This window comes from Polynucleobacter duraquae (assembly GCF_000973625.1).
Taxonomy (GTDB): domain Bacteria; phylum Pseudomonadota; class Gammaproteobacteria; order Burkholderiales; family Burkholderiaceae; genus Polynucleobacter; species Polynucleobacter duraquae.
In genome coordinates, this window is record NZ_CP007501.1 from 1,481,414 (window position 1) to 1,508,325 (window position 26,912).

At 46.9% G+C, this 26,912-nt stretch carries 28 protein-coding genes; 13 read left to right on the plus strand and 15 right to left on the minus strand.

The window, feature by feature from the left end; genetic code table 11:
* Positions 1-128 precede the first annotated feature (128 nt).
* The 9 genes from CL55_RS07685 to CL55_RS07725 all read right to left on the minus strand — a co-directional run bounded on the left by CL55_RS07685 (position 129) and on the right by CL55_RS07725 (position 7,999).
* Positions 129-1,577, minus strand: coding sequence for a DegQ family serine endoprotease (locus CL55_RS07685; protein WP_046330559.1), 1,449 nt, complete (start codon positions 1,575-1,577; stop codon positions 129-131).
* A 71-nt stretch (positions 1,578-1,648) separates the two neighbouring features.
* Positions 1,649-2,896 (minus strand): beta-ketoacyl-ACP synthase II, encoded by a 1,248-nt coding sequence (fabF, locus tag CL55_RS07690; RefSeq protein WP_046330560.1) that lies wholly within the window; start codon positions 2,894-2,896, stop codon positions 1,649-1,651.
* Between the two features lie 27 nt (positions 2,897-2,923).
* A complete protein-coding gene (gene acpP, locus CL55_RS07695; protein ID WP_046330561.1) occupies positions 2,924-3,163 on the minus strand; it encodes an acyl carrier protein in 240 nt (79 codons plus the stop codon).
* Between the two features lie 102 nt (positions 3,164-3,265).
* On the minus strand, positions 3,266-4,009 hold the full coding sequence (fabG, locus tag CL55_RS07700) for a 3-oxoacyl-ACP reductase FabG (protein WP_046330562.1): 744 nt from the start codon (positions 4,007-4,009) through the stop codon (positions 3,266-3,268).
* A 51-nt stretch (positions 4,010-4,060) separates the two neighbouring features.
* Positions 4,061-4,996, minus strand: coding sequence for an ACP S-malonyltransferase (fabD, locus tag CL55_RS07705; RefSeq protein ID WP_046330563.1), 936 nt, complete (start codon positions 4,994-4,996; stop codon positions 4,061-4,063).
* A gap of 55 nt (positions 4,997-5,051) precedes the next feature.
* Positions 5,052-6,038, minus strand: coding sequence for a beta-ketoacyl-ACP synthase III (locus tag CL55_RS07710; RefSeq protein ID WP_046330564.1), 987 nt, complete (start codon positions 6,036-6,038; stop codon positions 5,052-5,054).
* A 2-nt stretch (positions 6,039-6,040) separates the two neighbouring features.
* On the minus strand, positions 6,041-7,051 hold the full coding sequence (gene plsX / locus CL55_RS07715) for a phosphate acyltransferase PlsX (RefSeq protein WP_046330565.1): 1,011 nt from the start codon (positions 7,049-7,051) through the stop codon (positions 6,041-6,043).
* Between the two features lie 84 nt (positions 7,052-7,135).
* On the minus strand, positions 7,136-7,315 hold the full coding sequence (gene rpmF / locus CL55_RS07720; RefSeq protein ID WP_011902241.1) for a 50S ribosomal protein L32: 180 nt from the start codon (positions 7,313-7,315) through the stop codon (positions 7,136-7,138).
* A gap of 105 nt (positions 7,316-7,420) precedes the next feature.
* The gene (locus tag CL55_RS07725) at positions 7,421-7,999 is read right to left on the minus strand and encodes a YceD family protein (protein ID WP_046330566.1); all 579 of its coding nucleotides are present in this window, start codon (positions 7,997-7,999) and stop codon (positions 7,421-7,423) included.
* 13 nt (positions 8,000-8,012) lie between these two features.
* Here CL55_RS07725 and CL55_RS07730 point away from each other — a divergent pair, with 13 nt between their 5' ends.
* Positions 8,013-8,645, plus strand: a complete 633-nt coding sequence (locus CL55_RS07730; protein WP_418054927.1) for a Maf family nucleotide pyrophosphatase — start codon at positions 8,013-8,015, stop codon at positions 8,643-8,645.
* 18 nt (positions 8,646-8,663) lie between these two features.
* Positions 8,664-9,437, plus strand: coding sequence for an SAM-dependent methyltransferase (locus CL55_RS07735; RefSeq protein WP_046330567.1), 774 nt, complete (start codon positions 8,664-8,666; stop codon positions 9,435-9,437).
* A 35-nt stretch (positions 9,438-9,472) separates the two neighbouring features.
* Here CL55_RS07735 and sppA read toward each other — a convergent pair whose 3' ends face one another.
* The 3 genes from sppA to CL55_RS07750 are packed head-to-tail and all read right to left on the minus strand — an operon-like array spanning position 9,473 to position 12,152.
* A complete protein-coding gene (sppA, locus tag CL55_RS07740; RefSeq protein ID WP_046330568.1) occupies positions 9,473-10,432 on the minus strand; it encodes a signal peptide peptidase SppA in 960 nt (319 codons plus the stop codon).
* 21 nt (positions 10,433-10,453) lie between these two features.
* On the minus strand, positions 10,454-11,140 hold the full coding sequence (locus CL55_RS07745) for an HAD-IIIA family hydrolase (RefSeq protein ID WP_046330569.1): 687 nt from the start codon (positions 11,138-11,140) through the stop codon (positions 10,454-10,456).
* A complete protein-coding gene (locus tag CL55_RS07750) occupies positions 11,133-12,152 on the minus strand; it encodes an RluA family pseudouridine synthase (RefSeq protein WP_046330570.1) in 1,020 nt (339 codons plus the stop codon). Before CL55_RS07750 ends, CL55_RS07745 begins: the two co-directional genes overlap by 8 nt.
* Positions 12,153-12,323: 171 nt before the next feature.
* Between CL55_RS07750 and CL55_RS10670 the strand changes: the two genes are divergently transcribed.
* The 6 genes from CL55_RS10670 to CL55_RS07775 all read left to right on the plus strand — a co-directional run bounded on the left by CL55_RS10670 (position 12,324) and on the right by CL55_RS07775 (position 18,682).
* On the plus strand, positions 12,324-12,563 hold the full coding sequence (locus tag CL55_RS10670) for a hypothetical protein (RefSeq protein WP_156156289.1): 240 nt from the start codon (positions 12,324-12,326) through the stop codon (positions 12,561-12,563).
* A gap of 49 nt (positions 12,564-12,612) precedes the next feature.
* A complete protein-coding gene (locus CL55_RS07755) occupies positions 12,613-15,261 on the plus strand; it encodes an Rne/Rng family ribonuclease (protein ID WP_046330571.1) in 2,649 nt (882 codons plus the stop codon).
* Between the two features lie 82 nt (positions 15,262-15,343).
* Positions 15,344-16,453, plus strand: coding sequence for a GTP 3',8-cyclase MoaA (moaA, locus tag CL55_RS07760; protein ID WP_046330572.1), 1,110 nt, complete (start codon positions 15,344-15,346; stop codon positions 16,451-16,453).
* Positions 16,453-17,058: a molybdenum cofactor guanylyltransferase MobA gene (gene mobA, locus CL55_RS07765; protein WP_046330573.1), complete on the plus strand. Its 606-nt coding sequence runs from the start codon at positions 16,453-16,455 to the stop codon at positions 17,056-17,058. The genes moaA and mobA overlap by 1 nt, the downstream gene beginning before the upstream one ends.
* Positions 17,055-18,377, plus strand: coding sequence for a molybdopterin molybdotransferase MoeA (gene moeA, locus CL55_RS07770; protein WP_052728804.1), 1,323 nt, complete (start codon positions 17,055-17,057; stop codon positions 18,375-18,377). Before mobA ends, moeA begins: the two co-directional genes overlap by 4 nt.
* An 11-nt stretch (positions 18,378-18,388) precedes the next feature.
* Positions 18,389-18,682 (plus strand): hypothetical protein, encoded by a 294-nt coding sequence (locus CL55_RS07775; protein WP_015421612.1) that lies wholly within the window; start codon positions 18,389-18,391, stop codon positions 18,680-18,682.
* Positions 18,683-18,690: 8 nt separating this feature from the next.
* Here CL55_RS07775 and CL55_RS07780 read toward each other — a convergent pair whose 3' ends face one another.
* Complete coding sequence (locus CL55_RS07780) at positions 18,691-19,677, minus strand: 2-hydroxyacid dehydrogenase (protein ID WP_046330574.1); 987 nt, start codon at positions 19,675-19,677, stop codon at positions 18,691-18,693.
* A gap of 261 nt (positions 19,678-19,938) precedes the next feature.
* On the opposite strand from CL55_RS07780, the gene CL55_RS07785 reads away from it, so the two are divergent.
* From CL55_RS07785 to CL55_RS07795, 3 genes are all read left to right on the plus strand, one after another.
* Positions 19,939-21,054 (plus strand): TRAP transporter substrate-binding protein, encoded by a 1,116-nt coding sequence (locus CL55_RS07785; RefSeq protein WP_046330575.1) that lies wholly within the window; start codon positions 19,939-19,941, stop codon positions 21,052-21,054.
* 115 nt (positions 21,055-21,169) lie between these two features.
* Positions 21,170-21,838, plus strand: coding sequence for a TRAP transporter small permease subunit (locus tag CL55_RS07790; protein WP_046330576.1), 669 nt, complete (start codon positions 21,170-21,172; stop codon positions 21,836-21,838).
* Positions 21,831-23,705: a TRAP transporter large permease gene (locus tag CL55_RS07795; protein ID WP_046330577.1), complete on the plus strand. Its 1,875-nt coding sequence runs from the start codon at positions 21,831-21,833 to the stop codon at positions 23,703-23,705. Before CL55_RS07790 ends, CL55_RS07795 begins: the two co-directional genes overlap by 8 nt.
* Before the next feature lie 72 nt (positions 23,706-23,777).
* On the opposite strand, the gene CL55_RS07800 is transcribed toward CL55_RS07795, so the two are convergent.
* Positions 23,778-24,401, minus strand: a complete 624-nt coding sequence (locus CL55_RS07800) for a hypothetical protein (RefSeq protein ID WP_046330578.1) — start codon at positions 24,399-24,401, stop codon at positions 23,778-23,780.
* Between the two features lie 15 nt (positions 24,402-24,416).
* The gene (locus CL55_RS07805) at positions 24,417-25,331 is read right to left on the minus strand and encodes a 2-dehydropantoate 2-reductase (protein WP_046330579.1); all 915 of its coding nucleotides are present in this window, start codon (positions 25,329-25,331) and stop codon (positions 24,417-24,419) included.
* Between the two features lie 181 nt (positions 25,332-25,512).
* On the opposite strand from CL55_RS07805, the gene fdxA reads away from it, so the two are divergent.
* Both fdxA and CL55_RS07815 read left to right on the plus strand, forming a co-directional pair.
* The gene (gene fdxA, locus CL55_RS07810; RefSeq protein WP_046330580.1) at positions 25,513-25,836 is read left to right on the plus strand and encodes a ferredoxin FdxA; all 324 of its coding nucleotides are present in this window, start codon (positions 25,513-25,515) and stop codon (positions 25,834-25,836) included.
* 1 nt (position 25,837) lies between these two features.
* The gene (locus CL55_RS07815) at positions 25,838-26,881 is read left to right on the plus strand and encodes an NAD(P)/FAD-dependent oxidoreductase (protein WP_046330581.1); all 1,044 of its coding nucleotides are present in this window, start codon (positions 25,838-25,840) and stop codon (positions 26,879-26,881) included.
* Positions 26,882-26,912: the final 31 nt, after the last annotated feature.

Here is a 26,912-nt window from a genome sequence, read left to right on the forward strand (position 1 = left end):
TTCAAAAAACGCCTTGTCAGAACGCACCACGATGATGCGCTGCAAAAAGTCGTCTTAAGGCAATTGTAATGGGTGGCGCCAAATTAGCGCCAAACCCCCTTATTACACCCAAAAAACAGGGTTTTGGCTTATTTTGGCTTTACAGGAATAATCAGAGTGCTATCAGCCCGACGAACAAAAACCGGAACCGACTTGTTGGAGTCCAAACCCTTAACAAGACCCTCAAACTGCTTCACCCCAGTGACATCGGCATCAGCAATTCGGATGATAACGTCCCCAGGACGCACTCCTGAGCGCGCTAAGGGGCCATCCCCTAAACCGGTAACCTCAACACCTCCGCGGATATTAAGCTCCTTTTTCTTACTATCTGAGGGTTCAGAAACTGCCACCCCAAGAGAATTGGCATTTGCACCAGATGAACCTGAGTTATCCGACTTCTTCACAGCAGCTTGACCTGCTTCGGTGTCCACTACAGAAACCATCAAATCCTTAGTGGAGCCCTTACGCCACACCTGTACGTTAGCGCTAGTTCCTGGCTTAGTTTCACCGACAGCCCTTGGTAGATCAGTAGATTTGCCAATATCACGGCCATTAAAGCTCAGAATCACGTCTCCAGACTCAATGCCGCCCGCTGCCGCTGGACCACCTGGCTCGACATTGCGAACATAGGCTCCACGCGGTTTACCTAGACCTAGACTTTCTGCAATCTCTTTGGTCATCTCACCCAAAGCAACACCAATACGGCCACGAGTCATTTTTCCATTGGTACGTAGTTGCTCTGCAACACGCATCGCCTCATCTATCGGAATGGCAAAAGAAATACCCATATATCCGCCAGAGCGACTAAAGATTTGCGAATTAATGCCAATCACTTGTCCGGCAGTATTCAATAAAGGGCCGCCAGAGTTACCGGGATTCACTGCTACGTCCGTCTGAATGAATGGCAAGTAGTCACCAGTATCACGACTCTTAGCAGACACAATGCCAGCAGTGACGGTGTTCTCTAGACCAAACGGGGAGCCAATGGCCAATACCCACTCACCCACTCTGACTCGAGAAGAGTCGCCTAGTGGCAACTTAGGTAAATCACGCGCATCGATTTTGACAACCGCCATATCGGTTCGCTTATCCATACCCAATAACTTGGCTTTGTACTCACGCTTGTCCGTTAAGGTGACGTAAATAGTATTTGCACCCTCGACAACGTGGGCATTGGTCAAAATTAAGCCATTGGATTCGATAATGAAGCCAGAGCCAACACCGCGATCGGCCTCTTGAGGCTTGCCAGAATTAGGTTGCGCTTGTTTGGGTCCGCCAGGCAATCCCGGGATAGGCACACCAAAGAAACGACGGAAGAACTCTGCCTGATCCTCAGGCATCCCGGGAATGCCGCCTTGAGCTTGCTGCTGCATTACTTTTTCAGTAGTTCGGATATTCACCACAGCAGGACTAGCTCGCTCGACTAAGTCGGCAAAGTCAGGAATAGAAACACGCGGGCTTTGGGCGTGGGCCTGGGGGATGAGCGCAATTTGCCCCAAGCTAAAGATAGCTAAGAGCGCAATTAAATACTTTTTCATAGTGCTATAGACCTGCTTGGTAAAAACCAATAATTGAAGAAATAAGAGAAGGGAACTACCTAATAAGGATATTAGGTCAGTTTGCCAAAAATCAAGGTACCGTTAGTACCCCCAAAGCCAAAGTTGTTTTTCACGGCATGGTCAATCTTCACATCCCGAGCAGTATTGGCGCAGTAGTCCAAATCACACTCTGGATCCTGATTGAAGATATTGATTGTTGGTGGAGACTTCTGGTTATGTAGCGCCAGAATAGTAAAGACAGACTCTAAGCCACCAGCACCGCCTAAAAGATGACCAGTCATTGATTTGGTGGAGTTAATCAAAGTCTTCTTAGCGTGATCGCCAAGGGCAGCCTTGATTGCGCCGGTTTCATTCTTATCACCTAAAGGTGTAGAAGTGCCGTGTGCATTGATATATTGAATTTGATCTGGATTCAAACCGGCATCGCGCATGGCATTGACCATACAGCGACGTGGGCCATCCATATTTGGGGCAGTCATGTGATACGCATCACCACTCATACCAAAACCTAAGAGCTCACAGTAGATTTTTGCACCACGCGCTTTGGCGTGCTCATACTCTTCTAGCACCACAACACCTGCACCCTCACCCAATACGAAACCATCACGGTCTTTATCCCATGGGCGTGAAGCGGTTGCAGGATCATCGTTGCGGGTGGATAGTGCACGAGCTGAAGCAAAGCCGCCAACACCCAATGCAGAGATAGTAGATTCAGCTCCACCAGCAACCATCACATCGGCATCGCCGTACTGAATTAAGCGTGCTGCCAAGCCAATGCTGTGCAAGCCGGTAGTGCAAGCTGTCACCGCAGCCACGTTTGGACCCTTAAGGCCAAACAAGATGCTGAGATGACCAGAAATCATATTGATGATTGAGCCTGGAACGAAGAATGGGGAAATGCGACGAGGACCACGAGCTAACAATTCAGCGCCAGTCTCTTCAATCATCGGCAAACCACCAATGCCTGAGCCGACCATGACGCCCACGCGCTCCGCGTTCTCTTCAGTTATTTGTAAACCGCTATCGCGAATTGCTTGCGTACCAGCAGCGATGCCGTAATGGATAAAGGTATCCATATGGCGCGCCTCTTTGGCAGAAACATATTCTTCGACATTGAAGTCTTTCACCTCGCCAGCAAAATGCACACTCAGCGGAGTGTGGTCAAACTTGGTGATGGTAGTAATGCCTGATCTGCCCGCGAGCAAATTAGACCAAGCTACATCAACCGAGTTACCAACTGGTGAAATCAGGCCTAAGCCGGTAATAACAACCCGGCGGCGGCCGTTTGATGCTGACACAGTAATAGCTTTTAACTAGCTAGGGGATTAACCCTGAGCTTTTGACTGAGCAAAATCGATAGCGAGCTGAACAGTAGTAATTTTTTCAGCTTCTTCATCAGGAATTTCAATCCCGAATTCATCTTCCAAAGCCATTACCAATTCAACAGTGTCAAGAGAGTCTGCGCCTAAGTCATTCACAAAAGAAGATTCATTCTTGATCTCTGCTTCTGCGACGCCCAATTGCTCAGCGACGATCTTCTTAACGCGTTGTTCGATGTTATCCATTAATTCCCCCAAGGGTTGTAAAAAAACGATGAAAAGGATTTTATCAGCTTGGCAGGCTAAATTAGTAAATCCGCCAAAAAATGACCAATTCCTGCTTTCTTATTAGGCTAAATAGAGGCCGCCATTCACATGCAGCGTGTTTCCTGTGATGTATCCAGCCGCTGGAGAGGCTAAAAATGCCACTGCCTGGGCTACATCCTCTGGACTACCCAGACGCGCCAAAGGAATGTTCGCTTTTAGGGCATTTTGCTGCTCTTCACTCAAAGCACGGGTCATATCTGTATCGATAAAGCCAGGCGCTACGCAATTCACAGTGATGTTGCGGCTGCCAATTTCGCGAGCCAAAGCTCGTGTCATACCTGAAACACCGGATTTAGCAGCAGCGTAATTCGCCTGCCCAGGGTTACCCATATGACCAACAATCGAAGTGATATTAATAATGCGGCCAGCGCGGGCTTTCATCATCGGGCGCATTACCGCCTGAGATAAACGGAAAACGGCACTTAGATTAGTGTCGATCACATCGGTCCACTCATCTGTTTTCATGCGCATTGCTAGGTTATCGCGAGTAATGCCAGCGTTATTCACCAAAATATTGATACCGCCAAAATCTTTGACGATCAAATCGATAATGACCTCGCAAGCTTTTGGATCAGTCACATTCAGTACCTCGCCACGGCCACCGCTCGCTTGTAAACGGGCGTTGATTGCTTTGGCGCCGTCCTCAGAAGTTGCAGTGCCAATGACCTTGGCACCACATTTCACTAACTCATCCGCAATGGCCTGGCCAATACCGCGCGATGCGCCGGTCACTAATGCAATTTGTCCGCTTAAGTCGAGATTCATAATTGTCTTCCGTTCTTTATTTCGTGTTTCTTCTGCTGCTAGTTCGTATTTTTACTTTACGGCAGCCAAAGCTTCATTGAGACTGACCTCATCAAAAATAGGCAGTCCAACAACGTTTTCATTGATTCGCTTTGTCAGCCCAGCCAATACCTTGCCAGGGCCGCATTCCACTACTTGAGTGATGCCCTGCTGCGCCATCGCATTAATAGTCTCTTGCCAGCGCACTGGCTTGGCAGCTTGACGCACTAAGGCATCCTTAATGGCTGCTGGATCATTCAGTACATTGACATCCACGTTATTAACTACAGAGATAGTCGGGACTTTAAATTCAATATCAGCCAAGTAGTCTTTGAGTTTTTCAGAAGCAGGTTGTAATAATGATGAATGAAATGGCGCTGACACTGGCAATGGCAGAGCGCGCTTTGCGCCAGCTGCTTTCAGCAATTCACAGGCTTTGGTGACCGCATCACTACCACCAGCAATGACCACTTGCCCTGGTGCATTGAAGTTCACGGCCTCCACAATACCACCAGAGGCTGTAGCAGCTTGGGCACAAACCGTCTTCACTATTGCATCATCTAAACCTAAGATTGCGGCCATACCGCCAGTACCTACTGGCACTGCTGTCTGCATCGCCTCAGCACGAAAACGTACCAAGGGCACGGCATCCTTAAAAGCGATTACGCCTGCAGCAACTAAGGCGGAGTATTCGCCCAGGCTATGGCCAGCCATCATCTTGGGAACGGCACCGCCAGAGGCTAACCAGGCACGGTAAAAAGCAATCGCTGCAGTCAGCATCACGGGCTGTGTATTGGTTGTCAAAGACAATGCTTCTGCGGGGCCTTCGGCAATGAGTTTGGCAACGTCCTCACCTAAGGCCTCTGAGGCTTCTTGCAGAGTCGCACGGACTTCAGGGCGATCAGCAATAGTGTTGAGCATCCCAACAGATTGGGAACCTTGGCCAGGAAATACAAATGCAAATGTCATAGGAATAATCGCTGAATAATCGTTGTGAATATATTTTTAGCTTTAGTACTTTGCTTTAGTACTTAATGACTGCTGCGCCCCAAGCAAAGCCACCGCCAACACCCTCTAGCAAAAGATGTTGGCCACGTTGAATTTGACCCGAGCGAACGCCAACATCCAAGGCGAGCGGTATAGATGCAGCAGAAGTATTGCCATGTTCATGAACAGTCACAATGACATTGTCCATCGACATACCCATCTTGCGAGCCGTACTCTCCATGATGCGAATATTGGCTTGGTGTGGCACCAACCAATCGATTTGCTCTGGCTTGAGATTGGCTTTTTCTAAAGCCTCATGGGCAACTTGCTCAAGTACTTTGACAGCCAACTTAAACACTGCAGGGCCATCCATTGTTAAATACGCAGTTCCCTCAACGCCACCCTGCTTAGCGCGCCCTGGCACACAAAGAATATCGCGCTGACTACCGTCCGCATGTAAGGCTGTTGCCAAAATGCCTGGCTCGGAAGAAGCTTCTAATACAACTGCGCCAGCACCATCACCAAACAAAACCGAAGTCGTGCGATCTTGAAAATCCAAAATGCGGGAGAAAGTTTCTGCACCGAGGACTAATACTTTTTTGTAGGTATCCGTCCGAATAAATGCATCTGCAATGGCAAGTGCATAAGTAAAACCAGCACATACCGCTTGAACATCAAATGCCGCGCAATTGGTATGAGCGCCAAGCTTGTCTTGCACTACGCAGGCTGTGCTTGGGAAGCCACCCAAGTGATCTGGTGTGGAGGTAGCCAGAATGATCAAGTCAAGATCTTCAGAGGTGCAGCCGGCTGCCTCTAGTGCCGCTTGGGCTGCCTTGACTGCCAAGTCACTCGTGAGTTGATTTTCTGCAGCAAAGTGACGAGCAGAAATTCCACTTCTAGTCACAATCCATTCATCGCTGGTTTCAAGACCAATCTTGGCTAAACGCTCAACGAGATCTTGATTGCTCAAACGCTGCTCTGGAAGATAACTTCCAGTTCCGGCTATCCGTGAATAAATGCTCATGATTATTTTGTCTCCGCCGCAAAAGCTTGAGCGATACGTTCCACCATGCGATTTTTTCCTGCCTCGTATGCGCGCTCGAGCGCAAAACCAAATGCAAAACGATCGGCTGAACCGTGACTCTTAATTACACAACCGCGTAAACCTAATAATACTGCCCCGTTATAGCGACGATGATCCACACGCTTACGAACACGCAATAAAGGCACCATGGCACAGATCGCCATGAGCTTAGTCAGCCATGAGCGATTAAATTCTTCTTTTATTAAGCCACTCATCATCTTCGCCAAGCCTTCGCTTGCCTTGAGAACAACGTTGCCAACAAAACCATCGCACACCACGATATCCGTAGTACCTTTGAAAATATCATTTCCTTCTACATTGCCATAAAAGTTGAGGTTTGTTTGACGCAGTAACTCGCTGGTCTGCTTCACTACCTCATTACCTTTAATTACTTCTTCACCAATATTTAGGAGACCGATGGAAGGATTTTGTGTGCCATCGACCACTTGAACCATCACGTTAGCCATTTGAGCAAATTGCACCAAATGCATAGGCTCACAATCTGCATTTGCACCAAGATCCAACATGGTGGTGCCGCGCCCTTTTTCATTGGGAATCGCAGTAGCAATCGCAGGACGGTCAACACCATCCAAGGTTTTGAGAATGTAGCGGGAGATGGCCATTAAAGCGCCAGTATTGCCAGAGGAAATGATTGCGTCAGCCAAGCCTTCTCTAACTTGCTCGATGGCAACTCGCATGGAAGAATCTTTTTTACGACGCAACGCCACCTCAATGGGGTCATCCATCAAGACGACTTCACTAGCGGAAATAATTTGAATGCGCTCCATTGGGGCATTTGGAAATTGACTCAAGGCTTGCTTGAGGACTTCCGGATTACCAACCAAGGCAATCTTCACATCAGCATGTTTTTCTAGAAAATCACAACAAGCGGGGACGGTAACAACTGGCCCATGATCTCCGCCCATGGCATCGATGGCAAGTGTGACACTCATAAAATCAAGTATTGCTGCAAGTGGTTTTTTTCAAAGAAAAAAGCGGCTTTTATTGGAGCCGCTTCTATCTTTTAGACTAAGTAATTAGTCGTTTTTGGTTTTAACCACTTTACGACCACGGTAGTAACCGTTTGGTGAAATGTGGTGGCGTAAATGCGCCTCACCAGTTGTGGCTTCAACAGCCGTAGCAGGTGCGGTCAAAAAGTCGTGCGCACGGTGCATGCCACGTTTGGATGGGGATTTTTTATTCTGTTGGACGGCCATATTGAACTCCTAAGCAAGGCGACATTCTAGCATGTAAATTGAGCTAAATGCTTGATAAATTGATAAAGCAGATCTGAAAAACTGCTCTAAGCGGGTGGGACTAAATTAGTTTTTCTTCATATTTTTCAATATGTTAAAGGGATTCTGGGGCTTTTCAGAGGCATCTTGCGCTTCACCCACCTCACCAAATGAGGAGGCATGCGGCTGGCATGCGCCCTCTGGATGCTTTGGAATTAAGGGCATGGACAGGAGGATCTCATCCTCAATTAGCCCTAGGAGATCAAAGTGCTGACTTGCTACCAATGGCTCCAGCTGATCATCCTCCATTGGGAAGGCATCCGCCTCCTCCTCGGTGGCTACCAGAACAAACCGACTATCTTGAGTCAAATCTAGACCGAAATCCTGCAAACAGCTCTGACAAACCAGATGGATACGGCCTTTTACGGCCAATTCCAGTATTTGCTGGGGCTCAGAGCCCGGAGAATTCGCAAAATGGGTCTTGACCTCCCAATCAAATGCATCCCCTGGCTCAATGCTAGAAGCTTCCTCAGCCACCCTGGGCAGGGCTGAAATCTCCAGAAATCCAGTGCCTTGATAGGACTGTGGGGCACAAAAATCGATCCGGCTCAAAGCCTTGGGATCGGCTGACAGCTCAACTTGAGGTAAAACTTGATTACGATTCATGACATCAGTCTAAATGAAGGCTTTAGCGAAAGTACAAGTAGTGATGAGTAATTCTGCAAAAAAACTAATTCTGGCATCCACCTCAATCTATCGTCGTGAGCTCTTAGAGCGCCTGCGTATCCCTTTTGATGTGATCTCACCAAAGGTGGATGAAACTCCTCTCCCGGGTGAAAACACTCTGGCCTTAGCTTTGCGCTTAGCCAAAGCAAAAGCTTCTGCAGTTGCGAAAGATCACCCTGCGGCTTGGGTCATTGGTTCAGATCAAGTGGCCGACCTGTGTGGAGCTGCCATTGGTAAGCCTGGAAACTTTGAGCGCGCCATGGCACAACTACAACTCATGCGAGGAGCTACGGTAACTTTTCAAACAGCACTATGCCTCATGCATGGCAGTGAGGAAACAACCATCAATATTCCTACGGAAGTTACCTTTCGCAAACTTGCTGATGACGTTCTAGAGGCATATCTCCATGCCGAAGAACCTTACGACTGCGCTGGAAGCGCCAAGTCTGAAGGCTTAGGAATTTCACTCCTGGAATCCATCAAGAGCGATGATCCCACCGCATTGATAGGTCTGCCTTTAATTACGTTGAGCGGTCTCTTGCGTGATGCTGGCTTTCTCATTCCAAACAAAATATCAATTAACTGAATGAAACAGAATTAAATCATGAGTTCAACACTAGGCACTCTCTTTTTGATTCCCAATACCTTGGGTGACGATGCACGTGTAGAGCAATTACCTTGGGTTTTACCAAACGAAACTATTACCCAAACTGCCAAGCTCGTTCACTGGATTGTGGAGGATGCAAAAACTGCCCGTGCTTTTTTAAAAGCGGTCGATAGTGTTTCACCCTTAGCTTGCACTATTCAAGAAATGCAGATGAGCGAATGGCGTGGTGTTGCACGCAATGCTAAGTATGCTGATGCTGTCAAACCAATGGATTTACTCAAGCCCCTCATTGCTGGAAAAGACATGGGTCTGATGTCAGAGGCTGGTGTTCCCGGAGTTGCAGACCCTGGTGCAGAGCTTGTACTGGCAGCGCATAAGCTGGGCGCCAAAGTGAAGCCTTTGGTTGGTCCAAGCTCTATTTTGCTGGGTCTGATGGCCAGCGGTTTAAATGGTCAACGCTTTGCATTTCAGGGGTATGTTCCGCATGATGCTCAGGACCGTATCGCACGACTCAAACAACTGGAAGTGGAATCTAGGAAATTACAGCAGACGCAAATTTGGATTGAAACACCGTATCGCAATACTGCAATGCTGATGGCTTGTCTTAATACGCTGTCTCCGCAATCGATGCTTTGCATTGGAATGGATCTTAGTCTGCCAAGTGAAACCATTACTACGCTCTCGATTACTGACTGGCGTAAACGCTTTCCAAACGAAACAGCCTGCGCCTTATTACAAAATAGGCCAGCAGTATTTCTATTGCTGGCCTAGGTGTTTTGTTTGTTACTGTATTGATCTATCGTTTTTTACTTTAGATCGGGTGTCTTGACTAAGGCCTTACCTGCTGCGGCACCCACTTCGGCACCGAAACGTTTAGCAACGCGTTCTGCGAAATTCTCTTTCATGGTGTAGTCCAGAATATCTGGCGCCTTAAAAGTATCACGCGCTACAGTTTCTACTGTTCCATAGCCATCAACTAAGCCATTTTTGATTGCTTGCTCGCCATTCCAAACTCGGCCAGAAAACATATCTGAAGTTTCTTTTAGGCGATCGCCACGACCTGCTTTCACTACCGCAATAAATTGTTGATGAATCTCATCGATCATGGTTTTAATCATTTCTACTTGCTGTGGATTTTCTTTGGAGAACGGATCCATCATGCCCTTATTGGAGCCAGCGGTAATCATGCGACGAGTCACACCTAACTTATCCATCAGACCAGTAAAACCAAAGCCTTCCATGATCACGCCAATAGACCCCACTAAGCTGGCCTTATCCACCAAAATTTGATCACCAGCAACCGCGACGTAGTAACCGCCTGAAGCGCAGATGTCTTCCACTACGACATAAAACGGCTTGCTTGGATAGAGTTTGCGTAAGCGATGAATCTCATCATTGATCATGCCGGCCTGAACCGGAGAACCACCGGGACTATTGATGCGCAAGACCACGCCCGCACTATTTTCATTTTCAAATGCGGCAGTCAGTGATGAATTAATATCCAAAGCATTGGCCATCGAGCTCGAGGAAATCTCTCCTTCTAGCGTAACTAAGGCCGTGTGCTTCTCCGTTCCCATGCCACGCCCTGGCAGATGAAAATCAAATACCGCCAGTATTACGCCAACAAAGACAAGAAGGGTGAGGATACGAAACACGGCTCTCCAACGACGTGCCTTGCGAGTCTCTTTTAAATTCTCTAGAAGTAAATGCTCAAGCGCTTGACGCTCCCAATTTTGATTCGCGTTCTCAGATTGATTTTGATCCATCTTTTTAATCCTTTTTACTAACTAGTTTTTAACAGTGAGATTCTGACTGAGCCAAGTTGCCAACTGCGAGACATCGTCTACATGCGTTAGTGAGGGTGCTTCTTTTAAAGTGCTCGGAGGATGGGCGCCATACGTCACCGCTACTGCATCTACTCCTGCATTAGCTGCCATATCTAAATCATGGGTTGTATCCCCAATCATCAGCATGCGGCGCATCGGTACTTGCATCACGTCTGAAAGCTCTAAGAGCATTCCAGGGTGGGGCTTGGAGAAAGATTCATCCGCAGTTCGAGTTTCATGGAACATCTGCTCTAGCTGATGATGTTTTAAAGATCGATCTAATCCAACGCGAGATTTGCCAGTAGCAACACCTAAGAGATAACCATCCTCACGTAAGCTGTGTAGCAATTCACGAATACCTGGGAATAAATCGAGTTCGTGATCTTTAGCCAGGTAGTGGTAACGAAAGCGCTCCGTTAACTTAGGGAAATGCGCCGGCTCAATCCAAGGCACCGCTCTTCTCAGTGAATCCTGAATACCTAAACCGATGACCGAGCTAGCCAAAGTATCGTCAGGCTCTTTAAAACCCAAATCACGGCAAGCTTGCTGAATACAGTCCACGATTGTCGGCGTGGAATCCATAATAGTTCCATCCCAATCCCAGATGATGAGGTCGTAGCGTCTATCGGTTTTTTGTTCTTCAGACATGAGTGGGCACTTCAAAAGTTTTCATCATTGCTGCAAATTCAGAGGGTAATGGGGACTCGATACGCATTTTCTCGCCAGTACGGGGATGAGTAAAGCCTGCTAAGTGGGCATGCAAATACAGGCGTTTGGATTTCAGAATCTTGTCTTGGTCTTCAAAGCCGTATTTATCGTCACCCAAAATCGAGTGGCCTAATTTTTGAAGGTGTACGCGGATTTGATGAGTACGCCCAGTTTTGAGTTGGGCCTCAGCCAGAGTGATCGCCACCTCCCCACGTTTCATCACTTTCGTGACCCGCAAAGCGGTATGACTTGGCAGACCATCTGGGTCAACACGAACGCGACGCTCGCCATTGGCTAATAGGTATTTGTGTAATGCAAACTTCAGTTGCATCGTGCCTGCGCCCTGAGCAATTTCGCCATGGGCTAATAAATAGTAGCGTTTGTCGGTTTGCCCTTCGCGAATCTGGCGATGCAGTTCTACCAAAGCGCTGCGCTTTTTGGCTAAGAGCAACACGCCGGATGTGTCTCGATCCAAACGGTGAACCAATTCTAAGAATTTGAGCTCAGGGCGGGTAATACGCAGGGTTTCAATTACGCCAAGCGCGATTCCTGAACCCCCATGCACTGCCAAACCTGCGGGTTTATTTACAATTAATAGCGCCTCATCTTCAAACAAAATCGGCATTTTGTCGGAATACCCCTGCGCCCGAGACTTGGTTTGGGCGGTATTGACTGCTGCCATTTGGGCAGGTTCGGCAATACGAACAGGCGGGACTCTAACCACATCCCCCTCGATCAGACGCGTAGTTGGTTCAGCCCTTTTCTTATTTACCCGGACCTCGCCAGAGCGAATAATCCGATAAACGTGGCTTTTAGGAACCCCTTTTGCCCAACGTAGAAGGTAGTTATCCAGCCGCTGACCAGCCTCTTCTGGACCAATGGTCTGAAAATGAACGGCGGCTGGAGCACTGGTTTTGACCTGCAAGGGCTTGGAAATGGGTTCGGATTTCATGATTTATCTCTCTTGCCACCCCGACGAGGGTCGACAAGGGACTTAACAATACCCCATTGTCGTTCAACTTGTGCCGTATAATCAACGCTCTAGCCAATTTATTGGCCCGAGAATGACCTGGTTTAGGTTTGAATCGTGGAGCTTGGAGTCGCCCTTAATAGACTCCCGGGGTTGCCCCTCCCCCGTTGTAATGAGGCGCAGGGTTGGTGTGCCGTATGCCGCGACCCGCGATTAGAAGACAGTTTTCAGGCGCGCGCCTGCATTGATGACCTAAAGGAGGTCTCTGCGGCGATCGTCAAGTGTGGCACCGGTTTAACAACATTGAACCTGGTGTACCGGGCAGTAAATGCCTGGATTAGTTTGATCCACACTCCAAAGCCGCCAATGGGCTCTGCCCCAAGCGGTATCTAACTTGTCCCTAACGCAGCGCGCAGCGACGCACTCCCAATAGGAGAGTGTTATGAAACGCATGTTATTTAATGCAACTCAACAAGAAGAGTTGCGGGTTGCCATCGTCGATGGTCAAAAACTCATCGATATCGATATCGAAGCTGCCGGTCGTGAACAACGTAAAGGCAATATTTACAAAGGTGTTATTACTCGCATTGAGCCTTCGCTCGAAGCTTGCTTTGTAAATTACGGTGAAGAACGCCATGGCTTCTTGCCATTTAAAGAAGTGGCGCGCACCTACTTTAAAGAGGGTGTTGATGTCCGTAATGCCTCTATTAAAGATGCCTTACGTGAAGGCCAAGAAATTATTGTTCAGGTAGAAAAAGAAGAGCGTGGCCAAAAAGGTGCCGCCCTGACCTCTTTCGTTTCCTTAGCAGGTCGCTATTTAGTATTAATGCCAAACAACCCACGTGGAGGCGGTGTTTCTCGTCGTATTGAAGGCGAAGACCGTCAAGAACTCCGTGAGGCGATGTCTCAATTAGAAGTACCCGATGGCATGAGTATCATTGCTCGTACAGCCGGTATTGGCCGCGACGCAACTGAATTGCAATGGGATTTAAGTTACCTTATGCAGTTGTGGACAGCAATTGATGAAGCCGCTAAAGGCAATTCAGCACCACTATTGATTTACCTCGAATCGAGCTTAGTGATTCGTGCGATTCGCGATTACTTCCAACCCGATATTGGCGAGATTCTCATCGATACCGATGACATCTACGAACAAGCTGCGGCATTTATGTCGGTAGTGATGCCGGATAACTTGCCCAGAGTAAAGCGTTATCAGGACGATGTTCCATTGTTCTCTCGTTTCCAAATTGAGCATCAGATTGAAACTGCGTACTCACGTACCGTGCCATTGCCTTCAGGCGGCGCAATTGTGATTGACCATACTGAAGCCTTGGTTTCAGTGGACGTCAACTCCGCACGCGCAACCCGCGGCTCTGATATTGAAGAGACTGCAACCCGTACCAATTTAGAGGCTGCCGATGAAATCGCTCGTCAAGCACGTTTACGTGACTTGGGTGGTTTGATCGTGATCGACTTCATTGATATGGAATCAAGTAAGGCGCAGAAGGATGTGGAGAATCGCTTACGCGACGCTCTGCGTCATGACCGTGCTCGCGTTCAGATGGGCAAGATCTCCAAGTTTGGCTTAATGGAAATGTCCCGTCAGCGTTTGCGCCCTGCTCTCTCTGAAGGTAGCCATGTAACCTGCCCACGTTGTAACGGCACAGGCCATATCCGCGACACTGAATCTTCTGCATTGCAAGTCTTGCGCATCATCCAAGAAGAAGCAATGAAAGAAAATACTGCCGCTATTCATACGCAAGTTCCAGTCGAAGTGGCTGCATTCTTGCTGAATGAGAAGCGCGCTGAAGTCATCAAGATCGAGTCACGCTTTAAAGTGAACGTCTTGATGGTTCCAAACAAGCATTTAGAAACACCTCATTACAAGCTTGAGCGTTTACGTCATGATGATCCACGTCTTGACGATCAAAAGGCTAGCTACGTGATGGCTGAAGAAGCTGCGCGTGAACTCGAAACGGATACTGCTGTCAGTCGCAAAGATGCAGACCTTAAAGTTCGTCCTGAAGCTGCTGTCAAAGGTATTACGCCTAATGCACCAGCGCCAGTTAGCCAGCCACGTCCTGCACGTACCGAAAAAGCAGTTGCAGAAACTGCTAGCACTGGTGGATTCTTCGGATTCATTAAGAACCTATTCTCCTCAGCACCTAAACCAGAAGCACAGCCTGCTCCTAGTGCACCTCGTGGTCGCAATCAAAACAATCGCAATGGCAATAATCGCAATCGCGGTCGTCGTGGCGAGCGTAACGATCGTGCTGAGCGTCCCGCTGAAGGTGCAGTAAGTGCTGAAGGTGCAAATGCACCACGCGAGGCAGGTTCAGGTAGAGGTCGTCAAGATGGTCGTAACCGTAATGGCAATGGCAATAACCGTAACCAGAACAATCCAAAACCAGAAAATCAAGCTGCGGTAACTCCAGCTACTGAAGCTGCTCCTGGAACCGATACGGCTCCTAGCGCAGATGGGGAAGAGCGTCGTGGTCGTGGTCGTAACCGTCGTGGTCGTGGTCGTGGTCAACGTGGCGAGCGCACTGAGTCCACTGGTGATGCAGCAATTGCCTCTGTTGTTGCAGTAGCAACTTCATTCTCAGGCCCACCAGTAGGAATGGCGGGAGCATCTGCTTCAATGCCGATTCAGAATATTGCCCAAAGCTTTGGAAATACGATTGCACCTGTAAGCTCTAACGAAGTAAAGGAGCGTGCACCACGCGCGCTAAGAGAGCCGAGAGAGCAACGTGCGCCACGTCAAAGTAATCGCACTGATAGCACTGCTGCAACACTCGTCCCACAGGCGGTAGCTAAGCCGGCACCAGCAATTGAAGTGATCGCAAAGCCAATGCCTGAACTGCCTAAGGTTGCCTTTCAGGCACTTGAAGAGACTCCATTGCATAGCGTAGTTCAGTCTGCCGGAATGGTCTGGGTAGCAACAGATTCTGGCAAGCACCAAGAAGCGCAATCGCAAATCAAAGCCGAACCAGAAATTTTGCCAACTGGTAGAACTCCAAAAGCACCTGTTAGTTTGCAAAATGGTCCGATGGTTTTAGTTGAAACCGGCGGCCAAGAAAAAACGGTTTAATCTAATTTCTCCAGACTGCTATTTATCCCACAAAGATATTTGGCAGTTTGGCAGAAACACGGTTTCACAGCCATAATTACGCATGGTTGAAAAAGTAATCCCCATACGTTTAGATGAAGGTAAAGGCCTTACGCCGTCCATACCAGGACAGCTCTTGGCTGCGAGTACCTCAACCAAAGATACCCGCGGACGCCCGCTACGAGATTTACGCATCTCGGTCACTGATCGCTGTAATTTCCGCTGCACTTATTGCATGCCTAAGGAAATCTTCGACAAAGACTATCCCTATCTCTCTCATAATGAATTGCTCAGCTTTGAAGAGATCACTCGTTTAACAACTATATTTGCATCACTGGGTGTAGAAAAAATTCGCCTTACTGGCGGTGAACCTTTACTGCGCAAAAATCTCGAAGTACTAATTGAGATGTTAGCCAAGATTCGCACTGCAGCAGATCAACCACTTGATCTCACCTTAACTACTAATGGCAGTATTTTGCGCAAGAAAGCAGCTGCATTAAAAGCGGTAGGCTTGCATCGCCTTACTATTAGCCTTGATGGTTTGAATGATGACATCTTCAAAAAAATGAATGATGTCGACTTTCCAGTCACGGATGTACTTGATGGAATTGCAGCAGCTCAAGAGGCGGGCTTTACCAATCTCAAAGTCAATATGGTGGTGAAGAAGGGAACGAACGACCAAGAAATTATTGGCATGGCCAAGCATTTCAAAGGTAGCGGTGTAACACTGCGCTTTATTGAATTTATGGATGTAGGTAGCTCTAACGGCTGGGATATGTCTCAAGTACTTCCCTCACAAGAAGTTGCCAATCGCATTCATGCTGTTTTTCCGATAGAACCAATTGAGGCTAATTACCCTGGTGAAGTGGCTCAGCGCTGGCGCTACCTTGATGGCTCCGGTGAAATTGGTTTTATTTCGAGCGTCACACAAACTTTTTGTCACGAATGCACGCGTGCGCGCATCTCTACAGATGGTCAGCTCTATCTCTGCTTATTCGCAAATGAAGGTTTTGATTTCAAAACGCTCTTGCGTTCTGGCAGAAGTGATTTAGAAATTGCTAACGCCATTATGTCTACGTGGTCTGGGCGCAATGATCATTACTCAGAAATTCGAGGATCAAATACAGCAGCAGTAAACACTCGAAAAGTAGAGATGTCTTACATCGGCGGCTAATGATTACCTCAGAACACATCACTGGACTCATTTTGGCAGGGGGCCGCGCCCAAAGAATGGGTGGCATTGATAAGGGCTTAATTCCTTTTCATGGCAAGCCTCTCATTGAATCTGCCATCAGCCGACTCAAACCTCAAGTCAGCACCATTTTGATTAATGCTAACCGCAGCATTACGAAGTATTCCCACTATGGCTATCCCGTGCTCATGGATGAAACTCCAGATTTTTCTGGTCCATTGGCCGGCTTCTCAGTTGGACTGAAGCATTGCAAAACACCTTACTTGCTGACATCGCCTTGCGACTCTCCTTTATTGCCAACTGACCTTGCTCAAAAAATGGCAGCCGAACTTAAGGACAATGATTTGGAGCTCGTCTTCGCTTCCTCAAAAGAAGATGACGGCAAGATTTGGTCGCAACCGGTTTTCTGTTTAATGAAAAGTGATTTACAAGATTCTTTAGATAGCTTTTTAAGTAAAGGGGATTTAAAAATTGACCGCTGGTTTAAAGAGTTACGTTCTCGCACTGTAGTGTTTGAAAACCCTCAAGCATTTGCTAATGTGAACACGCCAGAAGAATTAGCCGCCTTAGAAAAAGTATCGTCATGACCGATTCAATCAAGCACTCTCCAAACAGCCCTATTCTTTTAACTGCCTCACTCCATGTAGATGAAGCACGCAAGGCTATCTCAGGCCTAGTCAATGAATTACTTTTAGAGTCTCGCAAGCTGAACAATGTGAGTGATATTGAATTAGTCAATTTGGATCAAGCGATTAATCGCATTTTGGCGGAAGATTTGCTTTCCCCGATTAATGTCCCTGCTGCTGATAACTCCGCCATGGATGGCTTTGCCTTTCATGGCGATTGCCTAGGAAACAACGAAGCGATAGTCAGCCTGAAGATTATTGGCACGGCCTTTGCTGGCAAACCTTATGGGGGTCTTGTTGGCCAAGGTGAATGCCTCAAGATCACGACTGGCGCGCTCATGCCCAATGGCTGCGATACCGTCATTCCTCAAGAATTTACAGAATCCGCAAGTGAGTCAACCGTCAGTTTTAAACAAAACCAAGTGAAGCGTGGAGAGAATCGCCGCCTACGTGGCGAAGATTTACAAAGTGGTAAGGCCGCGATTGCATCTGGTCGCCTACTGAGACCGTCGGACCTTGGTCTAGCTGCATCCTTAGGGATTGCTAGTCTGAAGGTGCATCGCAAGCTCAAGGTAGCTATTCTTTCCTCTGGAGATGAGTTGCGTCCCCTTGGACAACCTCTTGATGTGGGTAGCATTTATGACAGCAACCGCTACAGCCTGACAGGTCTACTCAATCGACTTAATATAGAGATCATTGATTGTGGGATTGTCCGCGATGATCCCGCCTCACTTAAGGCCGCTTTTGTGGCTGCCGCTTCAAAAGCAGATGTCCTGATTTCATCTGGCGGAGTCTCTGTTGGTGAAGCAGACTTTACTAAGCAAATCATGCAAGAGTTAGGCGATGTGGGCTTTTGGAAAATCGCTATGCGCCCAGGTCGCCCTATGGCCTTTGGAATGCTCAAGCCAGTGAATGGGTCAAGCCGCAAAACCCTCTTCTTTGGTCTGCCCGGCAATCCCGTTGCAGTGATGGTGACCTTCTATCAATTTGTTCGCTCGGCTTTGTTGCAACTGAATGGCGCAAGCCAGACTGAGCAGCTATTGACTCAAGCTATTGCCGAGGCACCGATCCGGAAAAAACCAGGTAGGACAGAATTTCAACGTGCCATTGTGGGCCGCGACCCAGACGGAAAGCCAACAGTCAAACTCACCGGTAGCCAAGGTGCTGGAATTTTGCGCTCGATGAGCGAGGCAAATTGTTTTGTCATTCTGCCTCATAACCAAGGAAATGTAGCGGCTGGTGACTGGGTAGATGTGGCGCTTTTCGACGGACTGCTTTAAGATTGCACCTCATGAAACTCACCAAAAAAGAAATTGCCTTCGTAGATCCAATGCATACCGCCAAAACCCTGGTTTTGGTTTATCTCTGCTTCTCTGTACCGATTGTGTTGTTAGCCTTGTTTGTAGCCTTCATTCGTGACGGTGCCATTCCTGGGTTTACCGTTCTCTCTGCATTGATTCTGAATGCCCTACTTGGTTTTGCTTTACTGTGGATTGCTTGCAAGGTCTACAACTGGGTCGCAGGTAAATTTGGTGGAATTGAACTTGCTCTTCGCGAGCTCCCAGAAGAAATTGAAGCAGATTAAGTTTTCAGCTAGGCTTTAAATACCTCTGTATTAATTAAGCTTGGTGGTTTCTTCCCATCAAGCGCAGCTCGCAAATTCTCCACTGCGAGATCCACCATCGCTCTACGCGTTTTTTCTGTAGCACTAGCAATGTGCGGAGCCAACACAATATTGTTGCACTTGAGCAACTCTGGATGCACTTGAGGCTCGCCTTCAAAAACATCTAAGCCCGCTGCAAAAATCTTGCCGCTTTGTAACGCTTTTGCTAAAGCCGCATCATCCACAATACCGCCACGGGCAATATTGATTAGAGTAGCGGTGGGTTTCATCAGGGCAATTTCTGATGCGCCAATCGTATGATGATTTTGAGGCGTGTAAGGCAGAACAAGTACAACATGATCCGCGGTTCGAAGTAGCTCTTCTTTGGAGACATAACTCGCTCCACACGCTTTTTCATTCGCCTCAGATAAACGGCTTCGATTGTGATAAATCACTTTCATGCCAAAACCGAGTGCGCGCTTTGCAATGCCTTGGCCAATACGACCCATGCCAATAATGCCAATGGTGCTGTGATGCAAATCCATACCAAGCGGGTTATGAACAATAGACCATTTATCCCACTGACCATTTCTGATCCAATGCTCAGATTCTGAAATACGCCTTGCAGTTGCCATTAACAGAGCAAAACCAAAATCAGCGGTGGTATCGGTTAATACATCCGGAGTATTCGTGGCCATCACAGCTGCTGCACTCATCGCAGGGACATCAAAATTGTTGTAGCCAACCGCAATATTGGCGACTATTTTTAGATCCTTCACGTTGAGTAAAGCGCTTGCATCTATGCGCTCGCTACCAGTAACTAAGGCCCCAACTACACTGGATAGCTCTTTTTGTAACTCTACTGGTGTCAGAACTTGATCAGCCTGATTGAACCGAACCTCAAAAGATTTCTCCAGCTGCGCCAGTTGATCAGGAAAGATTGCTCTACTTACTAAAATCTTCGGTTTATTGCTCATTGATATCCTTTTATCTGGCTACTTACGCAATCCCATGCATATTTATTCAGTTTAATGAAATTTAGTCAGTTTAATATTGAGGCATAGGACGAAATTTAATGCAATGCAACATAAATATCGTCCTAATATCTATAGATTTTTAACTCATTTCCTCAATATTAAGGGGAAACCCCCAATCTCACTCGCACCAATTTGAAGAAACTTTGTTTAAGATTGTGCGGTTAAGAAGTGCTTTCATAATAACGACCACAGGAGATTTAGATGTCAGAAACTAATAACACTAGCCCACGCCGTAAGTTTCTTAAGAGCGCTGCTGTAGGAACTGCCGGTGCAGCTGCAATGGGTTTCCCAATGATTTCAAGTGCGCAAACTGTGAACCTGCGCTTTCAGTCCACTTGGCCCGCCAAAGATATTTTCCACGAGTACGCCAACGATTACGCAACCAAAGTAAATGCCATGTCAGGTGGTCGACTGAAGATTGAGGTGTTGCCAGCTGGCTCAGTAGTTAAAGCTTTTGATATGTTAGACGCTGTATCCAGCGGTACTTTAGACGGTGGCCACGGCGTTTTGGCTTACTGGTACGGCAAAAGCCCAGCCTTAGCTCTGTGGGGATCAGGCCCAGCCTTCGGTATGGATGCCAACACACTCCTATCTTGGAACCAATATGGTGGTGGTCAGCAACTCTTGAATGAAATCTACAACGACCTCAAACTCGATGTGGTCTCCTTCCCATATGGCCCAATGCCAACCCAGCCATTAGGTTGGTTTAAGAAGCCAATTGCAAAAGCAGATGACTTAAAAGGCTTGAAATATCGTACCGTTGGTCTCTCTATTGAGATCTTTACAGATATGGGCGCATCAGTTCAGGCTCTACCTGGCGGCGAAATCATTCCAGCAATGGACCGCGGTGTTTTAGATGCTGCTGAATTTAATAATGCCTCTTCAGATCGTCTCCTTGGATTCCCTGACGTATCTAAAGTCAATATGCTTCAAAGCTTCCATCAGAGCTCAGAGCAATTTGAAATTATCTTCAATAAGAAGAAATTCAACTCCTTACCTGCAGATCTTCAGGCTATCCTGTCATACGGAACCCAAGCAGCTTCTGCAGATATGTCATGGAAAGCAATCGATCGCTACTCCAAAGACTTTGTTGAACTACAAACCAAAGACAAGGTTAAGTTCTACGCTACACCGAAGTCTATTCTGGTGGCCCAATTGAACGCTTGGGATAAGATTATTGCGAAGAAAGCCTCTGAACTCCCAATGTTCAAAAAGGTGCTGGATTCACAAAAAGCCTTTGCCCAACGCGCAGTTCGCTGGGATTTGCTCACCAACGTCGATATGAAGATTGCTTACGACCATTACTTCAAGGGCTAATAAGGCAAATTTGCCTTTATAATCCTGTTTTACGTGTATCTCAACCGGACGGTACCCCCGTCCGGTTTTTTACATCTGCCCAAAGAAATAGATTGTTGTTTTAGGAGAGTAGTTTATGGATAAATTCATGCTGAGAGTCGACGAGATCAGCACCTTCGTTGGCAAAGCTGCTGCTTGGCTAGTCGTCCTTTTGATGCTCATGGTCTTTACGGATGTTGTCAGACGCTATGCATTTAATTCCCCATCAGCATGGATTGGCGAGTTATCTGTCATGGCCTACGGGACTATGTTTATGTTGTGCGGCGCCTATACATTGGCACAAAATGGACACGTTCGTGGTGACTTCCTTTATGGATCGATGAAGCCCCGAACACAGGCAACTCTAGATTTGATTTTGTACATCGCTTTTTTCCTACCCGGAATTACTGCTTTGGTTTATGCCGGCTATACCTATGCCGCAGAATCTTGGCGCATTGGTGAGCACACCACCCAAATTGCAAATGGTCCCCCACTCTACCCTTTTAAGACCATCATTCCAGTTGCAGGAGCATTTGTACTGCTGCAAGGTTTTGTTGAGATTATGCGTTGCATTATTTGTATTAAATCCGGCGAATGGCCAGCACGCTTAAAAGATGCCGCAGAAATCGACGTAGTTGAACAGCAATTGGCTGCTTCTACTCACGTTGATGAAGAGGCCCGTCAACAAGCAATTAAAAATGCTAAATCCATCGATGAAGCAGCTCATCATCGCATTGGTCAAACTAAAGAGATAAATCATGAGTGATCCGATTCTTGGCTTAGTTATGCTCAGCTTGATTATTGTTGTAATCATGCTGGGCTTCCCAACCGCCTTTACCCTAATGGGTCTGGGCATGATGTTTGGTTTTGCAGCTTTTTACGATCCGGCGCAAAGCTGGACTGCAAATAAAGTATTTACTCTGATGGTACAAAGAACTTTCGGAGGTATGACGAATGATGTCCTCTTATCTATTCCGCTCTTTGTATTAATGGGATATGTGATGGAACGAGGGGCGCTGGTAGACAAGATGTTCTACAGCATCCAGCTAGCATTCCGTCGACTGCCAGCTTCTTTGGCTGTAGCCACTCTCATTGTTTGTACCTTTTGGGGCATTGCAAGCGGCCTTGTTGGTGCTGTTGTTGTTCTCATGGGTGTGATTGCCATGAAACCGATGCTAAATGCTGGTTACGATACGCGACTAGCGGCTGGTGTTATTACAGCTGGTGGCACCTTAGGTATTTTGATTCCGCCTTCGGTCATGATTATTGTGTATGCAGCAGTTGCTGGTCAATCTGTTGTCAAACTCTATGCTGCTGCCATGGTGCCAGGATTTTTCCTTGCCTTTTTGTATTTGGTTTACATCATTGGTTGGGCCTTAATCAATCCCAAAGTTGCGCCTAAGCTACCACCAGAACAACTCGTCGTTCCAATTCCGCCGACGATTCGTTTTCTGCGTGATAACTATGCCCACAATATGCTGGTTGCCTCATTTAAGGCGCTGTTCTCTCCAGCTAAATTGATGAATGCACCGGCTGACACAAGACTCTCTTTTGCAAAAATTTTCAAAAATGTGCTCGCAGCGCTTACCCCATTAGCCTTGGTTGCAGTCACCATGTGGGGAGTATGGTGGTATGTCATCATTCATCAGCAAAATGAAAGAGATGCGCTGAATGTTCCAGTGGTGACTGAGCTTGCTCAAGCTGCAACAAGCGTTGCGGAACCGGTTGAAGAAGGCCTAGTATCTCTTGATGCCACCTCCAATAACATCAAATCTAAAGAGCCCGAAGTAGATGCTCCATTGGTTGCCTTAGATGCTGCTGCTGGAGATGCTCCATCGGCAGATGCCGCTCCAGAGGCAGCTGTAGGGCCGCCAGAGAACTTCGAGCTGTATTTTGGCTTGACCTGTATCCTCTTCGGCCTATTACTCATTTATTACTACATTAAGTTAGATGAGGAGCAATTTGAGATTCTCAAGCTACTGATTGAATCTGTGATGCCATTAGGCGTTCTGACGCTCTTAGTACTGGCTGTCATCCTATTAGGCATTACTACCGCCACTGAATCTGCTGCAGTAGGTGCATTAGGTGCTTTCGTACTGGCATTTCAAGCTGGCACCTTAAACTTTGAGCGCACCAAGCAAGCAGTTTTCTTGACAGCTAAAACAACATCGATGGTGTGCTGGCTGTTCGTAGGCTCAGCGCTCTTCTCTGCTGTATTTACTATTTTGGGCGGTCAAACACTCATTGAGAAATGGGTGCTGATGCTTGATCTAACGCCAATCCAATTTATGCTGCTCTCTCAAGCGATCATCTTCTTCCTAGGATGGCCTCTAGAGTGGACAGAAATTATTGTGATTTTCGTGCCGATCTTCTTGCCTTTGTTGGCTCACTTCAACATCGATCCACTCTTGTGGGGTACCTTGGTCTTTGTGAATTTGCAAGCGGCCTTCTTGTCACCACCCGTTGCGATGTCTGCCTTCTATCTCAAGGGAGTTTCGCCACCAGGCGTCACGCTCAACCAGATTTTCGCAGGCATGATGCCTTACATGTTTATCGTGATTGCATGCATGGCCTTTATGTATGTTTGGCCAGGCATGACATTGTGGCTACCGAAGTTCCTCTACGGAGGTTAATAAGACTGGGTAGTTTTGCTAGAAGAAAAAGCGCTCTTAACGGAGCGCTTTTTTTATCCCACTACAACTGCTTCAAGTCATCTGATTTAGTAGCTCACTATTCGTCTTACCCAAAGCAACCGTAAATAAACCTTGCCAGTAGTTGAATGATGCCAACTCCTCCTCATCTAACTCCATTTCAATAAAGGCAGGATGACGAATTAAAGAAAGCCAGATACGGCAAAACATCTTATCTTCTAGGCGAGAGGGCTTGCTCACAAAAGGGATTTCCTCTAGATTGGGAATAATGTCGTAAACGCCCTCTTGATTGACCATTTCTTGTCTATCCCTACTTAAGCGCATCATTTCAAGCATCACCCTACCAAGCTGATCATAGTGACCTTGCCAGCAAATAGGGGTTGCTGCAATCTCTTTTGTTTTCTCCAGATACTTGCGTGCAAAATCGCTCCACGCGTAAGCCAAATCAAACTCAGTCTTTACCTTGGCATTTTGCAAGGCAGTAGGTAAGTTTGTTGATTTCATTAATTCCAGATTGCGGTCTCCCCCAAAGGTGTAATCAATGATCAATAATGGTTTTTCTGTTTTATCGATCTTCAGCCGATACTCTTCCATGGTCCGTTCTTTCTTAGTGGATTTAATTAATGACGATTCTTGAAGTGTAATCAATTCGGCTTCTCTATGAAAAAGTAAAGCCATAGGGAAATCCCCTGCTCAAATCCTTCCTTTGCCCTCCACCGCCATATGGGTATAAGCAATTTTTAATAGAGGGCAGTCTATTGAGCTCAAATTAGCAAAACTAATCAGATCGCCCAAGATATGCTCGTGCTCATCCCTCTTGCCTGCAAGCAAGTCCCTCAACATTGAAGCCGTGAAAGGCGACCCCTCCTTAACGAGAATATCTTTAGAGCTTGATTGCGTAGACCCATCAATTGGTCGCCCTTGGCTTGCAGCGATGGCGCAGCATTCAGCAAACATTTTCCCGCTGAGATCCTTACCGTAATGAGTTGCTGCAATATCTCCAATCGAACCACGACAGATTGTTGTCATGCCTGCGAGCGCTGCTAGGAAAGTCCATTTGTCCCATAGGGCTTGCTCAATATTTTCCTTATAAAAAGAATCAAAATCTGCCTTTTTGCATAAGGCAAACAATGCCTGACACAATGCTTCTTGCCCCGGTGTTCTGGGGCCAACCGTTAGTGAATTTAATTCCGTTAATTGTTTGATAGCGCCTGATTCGGAAATGGTGGCGGCAATGTGGGCAACACCGCCCATGACCCGCTCCCTGCCAAATTGGCGATCTAAGGTATCAAGATGGGTAAAACCATTTAAAAAAGGGAGTATGACCCCTTTAGAGCTTGCTTTGCTGATTGCATCAGTTGCATCCTTTAAATCAAAGGCTTTGCAAGCCAAAATAATCAGATCATAAATAGGCTCTAATTGCTTAGCTAGAACTGTTTTTGGGCGGATAGTAAAGCTCCCCCTCGGGGTCTCTACCGTCAAACCTTGTTTCTGAATAAGCTGTTGGCGCTGCTCTCGCAGTAGATAGGTAACATCCGCGCCCGACTGGTGAAGTTTGGCACCAAAAAAGCCACCAATACCCCCAGCACCAACAATTAATATTTTCATGAAGAAACGCTTTTTTTATGATTTATAGAAATCATAGAATATATCGAACCCTCAAAAATTAACTAAAGAGGGTTAGCCTAATGGAAAAAATGAGGTTTGCTTAAAATATAGGCCATTTCAGCTAAAATGAATTTTTATAACTTGGCAGTCCATTCACCCGGACTCTTACCTAAAAACCATCATGACTTACGTTGTTACCGAAGCCTGTATCCGCTGCAAATACACTGATTGCGTTGATGTCTGCCCAGTCGATTGTTTTCGCGAAGGTCCTAACTTTTTAGTGATCGATCCAGATGAATGTATCGATTGCGCTGTCTGCGTACCAGAGTGTCCAGTCAATGCGATTTATGCTGAAGATGATGTACCAGGAGATCAACAATCTTTCATTAAATTAAATGCAGATCTTTCTCCAGGATGGACATCTATCACCAAATCCAAAGCAGCCCTTCCAGACGCGGATGAGTGGAAAGAAGTTAAAAATAAAATTGATCAGCTGGTAAAGTAAATTGCACCCTCCCATTGAAACCGATGCAGTCATTATTGGCGCCGGTCCGGTGGGACTCTTCCAAGTCTTTGAGCTTGGTCTCTTAGAAATTAAAGCGCATGTCATTGACTCCCTACCTGAAGTGGGAGGTCAATGTATCGAGCTCTACCCAGATAAACCCATCTATGACATCCCAGCAATTCCGGTTTGCACTGGTCGTGAGCTAGTTAGTAATCTACTCAAACAAATTGAGCCATTCAAACCACAGTTTCACTTAAATCAAGAGGTCTCTACCCTTGAGAAACAGGCTGATGGTCGTTTTCTGATTTGCACATCACAAGATCAGCAATTTTTGAGTAGAGCGATTTTTATAGCTGCAGGTGTTGGTGCATTTCAACCGCGCACGCTCAACCTAGATGGCATTGAAGCTTTTGTCGATAAACAAGTTTTCTATCACGTCAGAAATCCTGAGCAATTTATAGGCAAGCGCATAGTGATTTGTGGTGGCGGAGATTCCGCACTGGATTGGGCATTGCATTTTGCCGATCAAGCTGCCAGTGTGACACTCATACATCGCCGAGATGAATTTAAAGCAGCCCCTCAGTCAGTTGCTAAGATGCGAGCTCTTTGTGCTGCCGGCAAGATGCAACTCATCATTGGACAAATTACGGGCATTGAATCGTCTAATGACAAACTTACTGAAATTGCCGTCACTAATATTGATGGCGAGATTCAGATAATTGCATTAGATGCACTCTTACTGTTTTATGGTCTTTCCCCTAAATTAGGCCCTATCGCCGACTGGGGCTTAGATATCGACCGTAAGCAAATTGCTGTGGATACTGCCTGCTTTCAGACTAGCACTCCCGGCATATACGCTGTTGGGGATATTAATATCTACCCAGGCAAGAAAAAACTGATTTTGTCAGGCTTTCATGAAGCAGCATTGGCGGCCTTTGCAGCAGCCGCCTATCTGGCCCCAGAAAAGCAGATTCAACTCCAATACACCACCACATCCCCAAGGCTTCATAAGGCGCTTGGGGTAAGCCCATCGACATTCGAGTAAGCTCTTAACATCACTGAATTATTTGACTGAA